Raw genomic sequence first — 13728 nt, forward strand, 5'->3', positions numbered from 1 at the left:
GGAACAGATTCTTTTAAATGAAATAGAGTTGGAATCAGCGAGCAGATTCCCTCTTTTACTTCAATGAAAGGGAAGGAATAGGCAGACCGCCGATTCCAACAATATTGAAACGTAATGTCGAAATCGGACGTAGCCGATTTCTTCCTTCTCAATCAGGCAAACATGCAATATTAATTCATCGGTATCAATTCAATTTCAATTTTTTCTTCATCTTGATTTATATAGTTCATCATAAGATATTTTGCATCACTTGATGCTTTAATCGTTTCGACTATCTCCAATTCAGTTTCTATATTTTCATGCTGTTTGTTTGCCAAGTTATATTTGACGACATTCCCATTTTGATTTTCTATATAAACAATATTATTTTTAAAAACAGTAAAACTGTATACCCATTCATCGGTAATTTTTTCGTAGACATTTCCTGCGGTATTTGTGTATGTTAACACATTCGTTACCCAATCAAAATGGTCGGTAAACTCCAAGGCAAACATATTCTCTCCTAATACATCAATATATCCTGGTGTCCCGTGCTTTGCCTCAATTTGTTTAACTTCTTCTGTTTTTAAATCGTATGAAACAAAATAGTTTTCACCATTAATCATATCAGTCCAATAAACAGAACCCATATGCATCTTAATAAAGTTATTATAAAAGTTATGATTATTTACTTTACTAATGGTTTTATAATCATTTTTATTTATATCATATAATGTCACAACGGAGGGCTTGTCACCATCTCCCATCCCAATCCATGCCACATTATTATCCATTAAGTATGGTGCAACTAAATCTAGCATATCCGGCGCAGCTTCATAAATTGTTTTCCATTTATTTTGATGACGGTCGAACAATATTATTTTTGCATTTTCCCCATCATTAGCGGATTCCACCCATGTAATATAATTTTTATTGACCATTAAATCATTGATCCGTTTTAATTCTCCATCCGTTTCATATATTACTTTTTCCGCGTGGTTATCCAAATCATACGCTATTATTTTGTTAATATAGTCCTCTTCTGATCCAACTGCAATAAATATTTGGTTATCAAATAGCTCCATACTGGAACTATTGACATATCCAGTTAAAACAATTTTTTGTTTCTCCTGAACCTCCCCGCAGGATACTAAAAATATAAAACATATAAAGATAGTAAAGTTATATCTTTTAAAGCATGACATAATAGGTCTCCCATCGCGTTGCTTTCATTCATTTATTTTTGGTAGAAGCGGAGATAATGCTTTATTTTATTTCTTTTAAAACAGGATAATATTTATCTTAACATACCTATAAAAATCGGATATTACTTCTTTTATTACTTTCATCCTAAAACAAGTAATCCTATGATATTCGTATTTATTGTTAATAAATCATATTAGGATTACCACCGCTTCTATATGCCTTTGCAGTTGCTAAAAAAGCGCCTTTAGTTTTACTTGAACCTACTGGGTCCCAGTGTTGACCATAGTAAATATTACTATAATGTGGATCAACATTTCTTACCTTCTTTACATTATTAGTATAATCATATGACCATGAACGAACAGAATTATAATGACGGATATCTTTATTTTTATACCTAGGTAAATGTCGTGTTTGCAATAATATTATTGGAGCCCTTCTTGCATTAATTAGGTTACTTTTAATTCTATTTTCCCAGGTAGTCTGTTGAGAAGTAGTTACATTTCCAACAACATATTTAGTAAATTTATATGTGCTAGTATATTTATTTAATGCATCCCTTAATCCATAGGATGATGATCCTGCCTTTGTTGTACCAGCTAACTTAGCAAGTGTATCCTGGGAAGGTAATCCAGTTGTCGAGTTTTTATGAAAACTCAAATTTTGTTGTACTGCTGCAGGCCCACAATAATATCCATTAATCTGTTTACGCGAAGCCATATAAACTGAATACCACTGACCATCAGGTATCTGGTTTATTTCCTTCGGGTCAACGGGTATACTAACACCTAAAAATTCAACTGCTTCCTTAAGTTCACTTGAGTTAGTGTAGCTAAAACTTGGAATTTTTTCGGATTCATTAAAGAATAATTCAATTTCTTTATCACGTTCTTTTTCTTCAAGTTCTGATTTAATAATTTCTTCTTCTGATATACTTACATCATCCAACACCCCAGTATGGTTAAAGGACTCATAATTTTGACTGTTTCCATCCAATTCAGCGGAAACATCAGTCATTAACAAACTAAAAGTTAGTAAAAAAGCAAAAATCATTGAATAGAATTTTTTATTAAACATTATTTATTCCTCCTTTTTTTGAAAAATCATATTGCTATAACATTGAAACTTTCAAAAGCAGCACCTCCTTGTATCTTATTATATTTTACTACTTTAAAAGTAATAATTTCTTTCATTTACATTCTTTACTTTTTATAGCTGGTCTAGTTTAGTTAATTTTAAGATATGGGATCTTATTATATTTAGAAGATAATATAACTTCTCGAACGAAATAATAATTACTTTGAACATACCACGAATGGCTCCCAATACGTATTGGGAAAGTTATTAATAATATCGACCTTATTCGTGAATATTCGACAAAATTCATTGCATTTTATAATCGAACAAATATTCTAGTTTCCCAACATGGAAATTTCTATTAACTTTATATACTAATCTACTGAATAAAATCCATTTCCCACCCATTTTCCCTTTTTCACCTGCTTATTTTCCAGAAAGCTTCATTATTTCTTATTTCGAAATTTAATATTTCTCTCTTCCCCTTCGTTTTGAAATATAATTCTGCATCGTACAATTCTGCTGTTCTGCTCGTTTCGTTTTATTTTCCTACAATACAAGTACCGCGGAATATTGGAAAGGCCTTTCCCTTTGGAGTGCAGGGGATTGAAGCATTACGATGTCAAAAATGATTTGGAATTTGCGGCAGTCGTTCGGCAGCATGAAAATCGGATTTACTATTATATTCACAAGCTAGGCATACGGGATGATTATGATGATTTTTATGCGGAGGGGCTCGTCGCCATGTGGAGGGCGTGGCGGTCGTATGATTCATCAAAGGGGGCTTTTACGACATATCTCAATTACACCATTCGTCATCGCCTATTGGATATGCTGCGCAAGGAAAGCTTGATGGCGGATCGTGGCGAATCTGTCGTACAAGAGGAAATGCTGCGCCAGCACGATGGCGTTTATGCTGGTATGAATCGAAAACCAATGGTCCAATCGAGCGCAGCTTTCATTACATTTGATGATGACGTACATTGGCATGCAATCCAAGCCATCCTCTCAGACAACCAATGGCGCTGGGTGCAATATTATATTATCGAGGATATGCCTATTAAAGAGATTGCCCAGTTGGAAAATGTGTCGATACATGCTGTAAAAAGCTGGGGACGTGAAGTACGAAAAAAATTACGCGCCCAAGCCAATCAAGGACTGATCCAACAAGTATGCTGCTACCAAAAAGGAGGCCAACATCATGTCTACCAAGCATAGCCATATGACTTTTCCCGCCTTCTTTCAGCAGTATAAATCGTTTATTTACGTCCAGCTGGAAAAACTAGAAATCAACGATCCCCACCAGGTCTATTTCGTAATCGGAGTCGTAGCCCTCTATCGCGCATGGAAATTGCATGTAACGGAAAATCTGGACGAATGGATTGGCAACCATTTGGAGGAAGTCTATGAACAAATGAATCAAAAAGAAAACGAATAGTAAAGTGAAACTTCAATCAGTGGGGAATTTTTGCTCTTCCCCCACTGATTGTTAGTTGAACCAATCAGGCCTTTACTGGTTGTTGATCCCCCACTTACCATTATTGTTATTAACAAAATGCTTATAGTGGGGGGCTTACAGCCAGTTAATCTGTGATAACAAACCATGCAGCACAGCGAAAAGGAATCGGCTCACCGATTCCTTTTTTCTATGAAAATAAAAACATCCTCCCCATCATAAGCGGAAGGATGTTCTCTCCATCAAAATTCAGCATAGCCCACTTTCTATGCGTGTTTTTGAATCATTAATGTTCGATAATAAACTGCCCTGGATAGTTGTTCGGTCATGGTGTGGTAGGATTGCTGGATTGTAAGTTTTTTGCCGTCCGCCAGCCGGACCCATGTGGATGTACTGTTTCTTGTGGGTTTATGAGTTGGAAAGATTTGGGTGATGTGTCGTAGTGAGAGCCAGCCACAGAGATGATTTGTTGTTGCGTGGGTTGGAAACATGTACACATCTTTTGCAATGCTAACCGGTATTGGCAGCTTTTGTCTAAAACTCGTGTGGTATTTCACTGCCTTTTTTAAGCCATCATAGGATACGCCATATTCCAGACAGGACTCTTGGATAATATGTAAGGCAGGTTTCCGTACGAATAACTTTTGATCCCGTTCTAGAACGACGACATCATAATCCGTATGAAGCCCCGGCAGTATCGCGATTGTATCCTCGTTAATGACATAATCGAATAAAATATTGGTTTCTTCTGGTGCGGATGTTGCTTTCTCGTTTAGATTGTATACCATATTTTCCTCCTTAAGAAAAGTATTTTATGTTTGCAGGCGATGTAAAATATTTGAAAATTTCCCTGCTGGCAAAGTGCAAAATTACGACTTTAGCACTAATTCTATTATAGTTTGATAAATCAAAAAATGGAATCTCTAAACCAACTAAACACCCAAAATGTGTGTTTTTATCCCAAGAAACCTATTAAACACCCATTTTGAATGTTTTCCTCTATGTCTTTTCAAACTATGATATTTTTTAGCTGAACAGGGGGACGGAATATGGAAGGTTTAGGTAAGAAGCTAGAACAATTACGAGAAGAATCAGGACTGAATCAAAAAGAAGTAAGTGCAAAATTAGGATATAGTAAGAATGTTTTCGGTACATATGAGCGGGAGGAACGCACACCTTCAATAGAAACACTTATCCACATTGCCGATTTTTTCAGTGTTTCCATTGACTCGATGGTTCGAGGAATTGCAACAAATAAATCCATGGTTGCAAAAGAGCCCCCCTATCATCCACTCCACGAGCTTCAACGCATATTTAATGATCACAACATCAAAGATCCTTACATATTAGAAATAGAAAAATGGTCGGAACTCACAACGGAAGATTTACACGACCTTCAAAAGCATTTTGAATACGTGGTTTATCGACGGAGGCAAGAAAAGGAAGCCTGAACAAAAAGCGCCAGTTATCGTGCACCAAAACGCTAACAAACAAAAAAATCGTTCCCATCAGCGGAACGATTTTTTGTTTAACGATATTAATGTTTCACATGTGGACCCTGCTCGCCACCGTGCTTCTGGTACACGCGCACATAGTCAACCTTCATGGTCGTGCGGTCGCCGTAGCGTGTCGTGTCATCCACATCCTGTGACCAGCCGCCTGTTGCAAGATTTAATTTCAAGAAAAAATTCTTATTAAAAGGTGCTGGGAATTCCCTCTCGATTATTTCACCAGTTTCCGGATCCTCTATCCAGTTTTGCCACTCATTTATTTCAATGACAAGCTGATCATCCACATAGAAACGAATGGATTCCGGCTCCCAGTCCATGGAATAGACATGGTAATCATCATAATATGTTCCCTGATCAATCGTCAGCGTACCACCTTTGTTGAAGTAGTAATCCGTTTGATACACGCCTGAATGCAGCGTTGACCAAATTTTATTCGGCTGGTTGGAAATGAGCTCCATAATATCAATTTCCCCAGCCATTGGCCAACCATAATCCGGATTAGCAGGCATCATCCAAATCGCCGGCCACATACCTGTTTCTGTTGGAATTTTTGCCCGCACATCTACACGACCATATTTAAAATCAAATTTATTTTCTGAAGAAACAGCAGCAGAGGTTGTGCTGAAATTGCCATCCCCTTCATATGGCTTCGCCTGAAGATGCAGGTTGCCATCCTCTAGCCAAATGTTTTCATCCTTACCAAACTTATTCGCGTAGTGATGTGTTCCATTTTCCGGAGTCGTTGCAAAACCCCATTTTTTACTGTCCAGTTTCTTGCCATTAAACTCATCATGGAATACAAGCTTCATGCCCTGATATTGCTTGATTTTATGATCATTTGATTCCACTGGATCCTTCTTATGCAGCTGCGTTTCTGCCCAGTTTGCATAACCACCGTCACCTTTGGTAACGAGCTTAATCGTTTTTGCTTTTTTAATATCCACCTTCGCAAACTCCATTGGTGTGCTGGATGTCATCCATTTACTTTCATAGCCCAGCTTGCCATCGACATAAATTTCAAATTTAACGGAAGCATCCGCTTCTGCAGCCACTTTGTCCACGCCAACCCACGTAGTCAAAAACTTATGCTTCTGGTTTGGCTTCTGATAAACAATTTCCGAATCGGCATACGTCCCAATCCCTTTCGCAAATTCCACAGCATCCCCATTATTATCTGTCAAAGTAAGCGCCTGTCCATTTGCTGCAGCATCCTTTTCAGGAGTTTTCCCTTCGCTAACAACTGTATTTTTCCATTTCATATCCGAAAGATAAACCGATTGATGCGACTGACCTGCTTTAGCCTCCGAAAAATGGCTCTGCCCGAGTAACATAAAACAGATACTCGCCACCATCATCAAGGTAAGTCCTATTTTTTTACATTTCATGCTCCCATTCCTCTCCTATTCATAAAATATACCCCATTGCTTTCACAATCTCTTGCCACCAGTCCTCCTCAGCTAAATTTGAAAGCGCTCCATTAACTAAAGAAAAAAATATAGCTGTTGTAATTTTCGATAGTTAATTAAATTAGTTAATTAAAACATTAGCCACTTTTTCGACAATTGTCAACAATATTTCCAACTTTCCCATAATAGTAAAATAGACCTATTTAATCACAAAATCTGACAGCCCCACTGACCTCCCATGACAGCAGTTCATGTAGCAGGAATCGGCGCGCCGATTCCCTCCATTGTTCATTATATGATGTTGAAATCGACTTGGGCCGATTTCATCCTTATTACCAGGTATGACTTCACGCTGGAGGCATGCGACTTGAGGCAAAACCCATGCGACTTCTGGGCAAAGGCAAGCGACTTGGAGTCATACCCATGCGACTTCCGGACAAAGGCATGCGACTTTGGGCCATACCCATGCGACTTCCCGGCTAAGGCATGCGACTTGGAGCCATACCCATGCGACTTCCGGGCAAAGGCATGCGACTTGAGGCCAAACCCATGCGACTTCCGGGCAAAGGCAAGCGACTTGGAGCCATACCCATGCGACTTCCGGGCAAAGGCATGCGACTTCCCGGCTAAGGCATGCGACTTGGGGCCAAACCCATGCGACTTCCAGGCTAAGGCATGCGACTTGGAGCCATACCCATGCGACTTCCCGGCTAAGGCATGCGACTTGGAGCCATACCCATGCGACTTCCAGGCAAAGGCATGCGACTTTCAGCCAGATCATATGATTAAAAATGGAATGTTGTTGGAATCGGCGCGCCGATTCCCTCCTTGATCATTATGTTAATGTTGAAATCGGCTTGGGCCGATTTCATCCTTTTATCCTTGGCCGGGGCTGCGCGAGTTGGGCTGATTGGTGCGCTAATTCTATTCGGTGGCGCGCAAGTTTATCTGATTGGCGCCCGACTTCCACCCTTTGGCGCCCGACTTCCACCCTTTGACGCGCGACTTCCACCCTTTGGCGCCCGACTTCTACCCATTGGTGCGCGACTTCCACCCTTTGACGCCCGACTTCCACCCTTTGGTGCGCGACTTCCAACACTCGATGCCAATCATTATCATGACAGACCAGCTTGTACATCCAGATAAAATAATAATTATGTATGCCTTGCTAATCGCTACCATGAGTTCATCTTTCCACACTTAAACCGTAAGAGGGTCTGCAAAACCAGCTAGGTAACGCTTCCTAGCGATTATTTGCAGACCCACCTTACTTAATACGAGAGCTTTTCATACTTGCTTCATTCCAAATACGCTAAACAAATTAGCTCTCCCAACTTACATGGGAATGTATAAAAGCCACCCTGGCTCGTTATGATGTCATTCTGATGTTTCCATTTTCCTTTGGGAAGGTATACCTCTCTGGACGACATACTTTTTTCGAATGCTGGAGCAACAAGCACGTCACTTCCCAACATAAATTGATTCGTTATTTCTTCTACTGGCTCGTTTGGAAATTCATAGGCCATATAGCGAATAATTGGTTCACCAGTTTTCTTTGCATGATCAACAAGCTGATTGATTTTGTCCTAATAATTTTTCCTAATCTCGATGGTTTGCAATACCTTCGCAAAATGATCCTTATCCAAGACACGATATGGTGCTGCAGAAAACTGCATAGCCGGCATAAGGCAAGCAATTTCACTATGGCGCACAAACAATTCTTGATCAAACGCACTATCTTCTAAATCAATGAAATTTAAATATTGCCCACCGCCAATCATATCCGGACTTGAGAATGGATGACCGGTTAACCCTTGAAGCAGGCTATTGGGAATCAGTCCTTGAATGCCACCGACTCCCCAAGAATGATCTTTATCCGCAAGTCTTTGCAGTAAAGACATGCCACCAGCTCCTGTAGTAAATCGAAACTCATTAAAATCATACGTTTCGCCAAACGCTGTCCATCGCTTCGATTGTTCTTCCGGAGAGACATTTCCATAGGTCACATTATCAACTGCATAGAAACCACTATCTCCCCCATCAAACTTAAACCCATCCACACCTAGTTCTAGAAGATGATCTAATTGTTCCTTCATCCATGCAATCGTTTTTGGATTGGAAAAGTCCAAAACTGCCGAGAAGCCATTCCACCACTCCAAAATATATGGTTTATTCTCCTTTGTTTTAATTAATAAATCCAAATCCCTTAGTTTACGAAACGCTACAGTATCCGGTGTAACATATGGACTGACCCAAAGCATGACGTGAAATCCTTTTTGATGCAGATTTTTAATCATTTCTTCTGCATTTGGAAATGTCGCTTCATTAAAAGCCCAATTTCCATAGTATGGTGACCAACCATCATCAATCATTAAAACCCCGGGCGGCATGCCACTCCCTTTAATGGAATCTGCATACTTTAATATATCCTTTTCATTCTGATAGAAGGTTAACTCAATCCAGCTATTATAAATAGGCTTCTTAAACAATGCTGAATCCAAGTGAATTTGTTTAAAAGGAAAATGTTGCTTCATGGCATGCAAGTACGCTCCTTTTAAATTACCATGTCCCTCTTCAAAAGTCACCTCACCAAGGATATCGATATTTCCTTTACAAAAAGTAATGTGAAAACCCTCATCGCCCCAAATATATCTGCCTTTCGTCGATAAAAAAACAGGCATGGACTGATTTGGTGACTCATTCCTTCGCAAATCTATCTCATATGAATCTGTTTCCCCAATTGCCTGACGTATACCTTCATGTACATAACCTCCAAACCAATATTCATTTTGTAGCATCTTTAACTTCATTCAAATTTGCCTCCATCCATTAAAATAAATAATTAATAACACAAAAATGAAACAACTTCTCCCAGCTACTATCTCATATCTTTCGGAATCGCAAATAAAGGGTATGCAAATTACTATATTGATGCTAACCCCGAAAACGATAGCGAATTACGTTTCTATCCCATTTCCGAAGGCTATAAAGAAATGTTGGAATATACGAATAAACTATATAGTGAAGGCTTGATTGAAAAAAATATCTTCTCACTTGAATTAGAACAATATCTTGCCAATGCAGCAGATGGAAGATATGGCAGCACAAACTGGTGGGCACCAGGACTCCAATTCGGTGAACCCGGCACTGTATTCGAAGGCGCACCAGCATTGGAAGGACCAAACGGAGATAAATCATATGTCGGTTTAGGCGATTCCGTAACCTCTTTAGGTGCATTTGCCATTACCAATGAAAATGAGCATCCTGCAGCTACACTTCGCTGGATAGACTATTTCTACGGTGATGAAGGAGCAAAGCTAATGCTCATGGGAATTGAAGGAGAAACATTCGAGGAAACAGAAGATGGCGAAGTACAATATATGGGTTATATTCTTAATAGTGAGGAATCATTGACAGATGAATTAAATAAATTTACCATCTGGGGCGGCGGCTTCCCACTCATGTTTATGGAAAAGTATTTTAAAGGGGCAGAAACAACCGAACAAGAATTAGACGCCGCAGAAAAATTATTACCGAATACCATTGAGCAACCTCTGCCATTACTACCATATACAGAGGAAGAAAGTAAACGGCTATCCTCCATCGGTGACGATATTGAAAAATACGTACTGGAAATGCAGGATAAATTTATTGCAGGCCAAGAATCCTTTGACAAGTGGGATAACTATGTAAAAACAATCGAAAATATGGGCTTGGAGGAATACATGGAAATCCAACAAGCCGCATATGAACGATATCAGGATTTTGAATAAAAACTGAAAATGGAATGGTTCCTAGTTACGATTTTCGTGACAGGAACCATTTTTATGGAAAAGTAAAATAGGTTGTATGAAATAGAGACTATGCACTGCTATTGCGAAAAAAACACTTCCGTAATTGATATAACAGATGTTATTTACAGCTATATATTAAAGAATTATGATTCCAGGACAGAACATTCTGCAAATGCTAGATTAATGAGGAATTTATTCGAATCTTCATTAGCATTTCAAGCAAACAGAATTGTAGAATTGGAATTTATAACGGATAAGGATTTATCTACTATTACACAAAGTGATATTTTGCAAGCGATTGAAATTCAATAAAAAAATTAATAAAATATAATTCTATTAATGAAGGTTTATACATGGTTTTCTGCCCTATCTGTATATTTGGTAATTATTGGAGCAAAAAAACTAAACCCTTATCATGCTCACGGGGTTTAGTTTTTTCGTTCTACATATTTAATTTTCTATTCATCTTTCATTCGTTCTTGTAGTTCTTTTTTGGCAGCATCTACAATGTCTGGGTTCTTGAACAATTCCATTGCTGTTCTAGACATGGCTTTACTACTTACCTGGATACATCTTTTCCCTGCTGAAGAGTTGGCAAGGTCTCTAAACTGTTCTGTGTGGTTTGAAATTTTGTAATCGGGAAAAATAGTGACGTATGGATTACAGATTGGGATTATCCTTGAAACGTTCCCCAAGTCTTCACCGCCATAATCAAATGGCATTCCATCCATTACCGGCTCATCGATTGATATTAATTCCTTCCTACATACTTCGGATAGTGTTTCATTAGGCACTCTCCCTAAATATCCTGGAATAAATTCTATATCAACTTCACAACCAGTGGCAATTGCCGCTCCTTCTGCACATTTTCTAACACGTTCAATATAGTCTTCCAAATCGCTTGATTTAAAACAGCTGAGTGATCCCTCAACTGAAGCGAAATCTGGAATTAATCCAGTTGTATTTCCTCCAGAATCAATAATTCCAGATAAACGGAAATCTGATTTGGTATGCTGCCTCAATAATCCCGTTGCTACAAAGTATAAATTAGCAGCATTTAGGGCGTTAATCCCTTTACTAGGATGGGATGCAGCATGTGCTGATTTACCTTTGAATTCAATTTTTATTCTTGTAGATGACATACATTCTCCAGCAAGTCTCGTTGTATCACTTGTTGGGTGCATGAACAAAATAGCATCAATGCCATCCCATGCATTTTTTTCCAGTAGTTTAATTTTACCTCCACCAAATTCTTCTGCTGGTGTTCCCATTACAACCAGGGTTCCCGGTATCTTTTGCTCTTCCATATATTTCTTTGTCTGAATAGCTGTCCCTAGCGCAGTAGTACATATTAAGTTATGACCACACGCATGACCAATTTCAGGTAATGCATCGTATTCAGAAACAACTGCTACGGTTAGCTCTCCCGGTTCATATTGATAGACTGCTTTAAACGCTGTACTGAGTCCACCAAGGTTTTCTTCCACTTCAAAGCCATTTTCTCTTAAAAAATCGCATTGAACTTTGCATGCTTTTTCTTCTTCAAAACCCAATTCAGGATTACTGTGAACATATTTTGCAATTTCCCATAGTTCATCAAGCCTTGAATCTAGATAATCATCATACTTTTGCTTTATTGCTTCTAATTCCATATATTCATTATCCTCTCTATGTTTTTTAGCTACCTTGTAAAATTCCAAAGAAACCTGTCACCAGTGATATAACTATTAACCACATAATTAATCTGTTATAGTATTGGCCTCTCAATTTAAAATAGAAATAGATTCCAAATACAGCGGCAATAGGTAATATGCCCACAAGGATCTGATCTAGAATGTCTTGAATAACAATTGGCTCGGAATTCTCAAATGAAAATTTCAGTGGTGTCGATATTTTCACATAGGTTGAAGACAGTGCTCCCATCATGAACAAACCTAATATACTGGCACTATTGATAAGGTTATTAATTAATCCAGATTTCATTAATTTGACAACAGATTCTTTCCCCAATAAATATCCGGATTTTAACATGCCGTATCCTATTAAAATTACGGCCAGTGGAAACAGGAATGGAACTAACCCACCTATAAATAATCCACTCAATGCTAAAGATGAGGCAAGTGCAAGAATAATAGGTTTTAAGGTACCCCATATTAATGTGTCTCCAATTCCTGCAATGGGTCCCATCAACCCCGTCTTGAATCCTGTAATAACTTCTTCAGAAATGGATTCATCTTTACTTTTTGCTTTTTCTTCTTCCATTGAAAGAACTACACCATGAATGACCGCACCAAAAGTACCCTCAGAGTTATAGAATTGCAAATGTCGCATAAGTGCTTCTTTATATCCTTCTTCATCATCTTTGTAGATCTTTTTTAAGCTTTCAGATAATGCATTACAAAATGCTAACGCTTGCAAGCGCTCATACGAATTACTTACTTCAACCGATAAATACCATCTGGCATATGTTTTCTTTAAATCCTTATCGGTAAGAACACGTTGCTCTTTCACTTCCTCCAAAGACATAATTAACCAGCCTCCTGTCCATTTTGTTTCATAGAGTTAAACAAGATGATAGCTGCCACACAGAATCCAAATGCTGCCGCTCCCATTGTGCTAACTCCTAGATACGCTACCAAGAAAAAGCCAATAAAGAAATAAGGCATGATATCTCGTTTTCCAATTACCATGATGATGATGGCGAAACCTAAAGCTGGAAGTAGTCCGCCCGCCACTCCAAATCCATCAATAATACCTTGTGGTAGGAAATTCATAACAGTTGTAACTGCATCTGCTCCAAATAATGTTATTGCAAAAACAGGAACAAATGTTAATAGGAAAATCACGATAGTTGGATATGTGATTGCACAATGAAAAATTTTTTTCGAATCCATTACTTCTGCATATTTTTCTGCTTTGGAAATCCAATAGGAGTTTGAAATTCTTCTAAGTTGGTCAATAAATATACCTAAAATACCAAAGGGCACTGCAAGTCCAACCGCAACCTCTACATCCATCCCAGTCTGTAATGCAATTGGGATTGCAATAATTCCTGCTAAAGATTGGTCTGCTGGCATGTTACCACCAGTAAAAATAATCCCAATATAGATAAGCTGTATCGTAGCACCAATAATTAAGCCTTTCTCAAGATCCCCATATACTAAACCCAGAATCATACCGTAGAAAATGGGGGATCCTGTTGCTTGCGTTAATCCATAACCTAATCTACTAGTTCCAATAAAGTATAGAAAGCCACATAATGCTGCTATTAAAATATTCAACTTTGATACACCTCTTCC

At 38.4% G+C, this 13728-nt stretch carries 16 protein-coding genes; 7 read left to right on the plus strand and 9 right to left on the minus strand.

Annotation, left to right across the window (positions count from 1 at the left end):
- Positions 1-170: 170 nt before the first annotated feature.
- Entirely contained in the window at positions 171-1184 is a 1014-nt protein-coding gene (locus DX933_RS15830) for a hypothetical protein (protein WP_123317407.1), read from the minus strand.
- A 181-nt stretch (positions 1185-1365) separates the two neighbouring features.
- Complete coding sequence (locus DX933_RS15835) at positions 1366-2262, minus strand: C39 family peptidase (protein WP_123317408.1); 897 nt, start codon at positions 2260-2262, stop codon at positions 1366-1368.
- A 606-nt stretch (positions 2263-2868) separates the two neighbouring features.
- On the opposite strand from DX933_RS15835, the gene DX933_RS15840 reads away from it, so the two are divergent.
- On the plus strand, positions 2869-3480 hold the full coding sequence (locus tag DX933_RS15840; RefSeq protein WP_190279556.1) for an RNA polymerase sigma factor: 612 nt from the start codon (positions 2869-2871) through the stop codon (positions 3478-3480).
- Entirely contained in the window at positions 3464-3700 is a 237-nt protein-coding gene (locus DX933_RS15845) for a hypothetical protein (RefSeq protein ID WP_123317410.1), read from the plus strand. Before DX933_RS15840 ends, DX933_RS15845 begins: the two co-directional genes overlap by 17 nt.
- A 284-nt stretch (positions 3701-3984) precedes the next feature.
- On the opposite strand, the gene DX933_RS15855 is transcribed toward DX933_RS15845, so the two are convergent.
- On the minus strand, positions 3985-4506 hold the full coding sequence (locus tag DX933_RS15855; RefSeq protein WP_123317412.1) for a competence protein ComK: 522 nt from the start codon (positions 4504-4506) through the stop codon (positions 3985-3987).
- 261 nt (positions 4507-4767) lie between these two features.
- Here DX933_RS15855 and DX933_RS15860 point away from each other — a divergent pair, with 261 nt between their 5' ends.
- Positions 4768-5169, plus strand: coding sequence for a helix-turn-helix domain-containing protein (locus tag DX933_RS15860; RefSeq protein WP_123317413.1), 402 nt, complete (start codon positions 4768-4770; stop codon positions 5167-5169).
- An 86-nt stretch (positions 5170-5255) separates the two neighbouring features.
- Here DX933_RS15860 and DX933_RS15865 read toward each other — a convergent pair whose 3' ends face one another.
- Positions 5256-6614, minus strand: coding sequence for an NPCBM/NEW2 domain-containing protein (locus DX933_RS15865; RefSeq protein ID WP_123317414.1), 1359 nt, complete (start codon positions 6612-6614; stop codon positions 5256-5258).
- Between the two features lie 528 nt (positions 6615-7142).
- On the opposite strand from DX933_RS15865, the gene DX933_RS18760 reads away from it, so the two are divergent.
- A complete protein-coding gene (locus DX933_RS18760) occupies positions 7143-7265 on the plus strand; it encodes a hypothetical protein (protein WP_263363203.1) in 123 nt (40 codons plus the stop codon).
- 213 nt (positions 7266-7478) lie between these two features.
- The gene (locus DX933_RS15870) at positions 7479-7781 is read left to right on the plus strand and encodes a hypothetical protein (protein ID WP_145962287.1); all 303 of its coding nucleotides are present in this window, start codon (positions 7479-7481) and stop codon (positions 7779-7781) included.
- Between the two features lie 152 nt (positions 7782-7933).
- On the opposite strand, the gene DX933_RS18920 is transcribed toward DX933_RS15870, so the two are convergent.
- Positions 7934-8215: a hypothetical protein gene (locus DX933_RS18920; protein ID WP_397316798.1), complete on the minus strand. Its 282-nt coding sequence runs from the start codon at positions 8213-8215 to the stop codon at positions 7934-7936.
- A 6-nt stretch (positions 8216-8221) separates the two neighbouring features.
- The gene (locus DX933_RS15875) at positions 8222-9445 is read right to left on the minus strand and encodes a glycoside hydrolase family 31 protein (protein WP_397316747.1); all 1224 of its coding nucleotides are present in this window, start codon (positions 9443-9445) and stop codon (positions 8222-8224) included.
- A 183-nt stretch (positions 9446-9628) separates the two neighbouring features.
- On the opposite strand from DX933_RS15875, the gene DX933_RS15880 reads away from it, so the two are divergent.
- Positions 9629-10408 carry a type 2 periplasmic-binding domain-containing protein gene (locus DX933_RS15880; RefSeq protein WP_123317416.1) on the plus strand — a complete coding sequence of 260 codons (780 nt, stop codon included), beginning with the start codon at positions 9629-9631 and terminating at the stop codon, positions 10406-10408.
- Between the two features lie 90 nt (positions 10409-10498).
- Positions 10499-10741 carry a hypothetical protein gene (locus tag DX933_RS15885; RefSeq protein WP_123317417.1) on the plus strand — a complete coding sequence of 81 codons (243 nt, stop codon included), beginning with the start codon at positions 10499-10501 and terminating at the stop codon, positions 10739-10741.
- Between the two features lie 146 nt (positions 10742-10887).
- Here the strand turns inward: DX933_RS15885 and DX933_RS15890 are convergent, their stop codons facing one another.
- From DX933_RS15890 to DX933_RS15900, 3 genes are read right to left on the minus strand one after another with little or no spacing between them, the layout of a single operon-like run.
- Positions 10888-12129 carry a M20 family metallopeptidase gene (locus DX933_RS15890; RefSeq protein ID WP_223806003.1) on the minus strand — a complete coding sequence of 414 codons (1242 nt, stop codon included), beginning with the start codon at positions 12127-12129 and terminating at the stop codon, positions 10888-10890.
- On the minus strand, positions 12107-12955 hold the full coding sequence (locus tag DX933_RS15895) for a PTS system mannose/fructose/sorbose family transporter subunit IID (RefSeq protein ID WP_123317418.1): 849 nt from the start codon (positions 12953-12955) through the stop codon (positions 12107-12109). The genes DX933_RS15890 and DX933_RS15895 overlap by 23 nt, the downstream gene beginning before the upstream one ends.
- Before the next feature lie 2 nt (positions 12956-12957).
- The gene (locus tag DX933_RS15900; RefSeq protein ID WP_223806004.1) at positions 12958-13710 is read right to left on the minus strand and encodes a PTS mannose/fructose/sorbose/N-acetylgalactosamine transporter subunit IIC; all 753 of its coding nucleotides are present in this window, start codon (positions 13708-13710) and stop codon (positions 12958-12960) included.
- Between the last annotated feature and the right edge of the window lie 18 nt (positions 13711-13728).

The organism is Ornithinibacillus gellani (assembly GCF_003730295.1).
In the GTDB taxonomy this organism is placed as follows: Bacteria; Bacillota; Bacilli; order Bacillales; family Amphibacillaceae; genus Ornithinibacillus_A; species Ornithinibacillus_A gellani.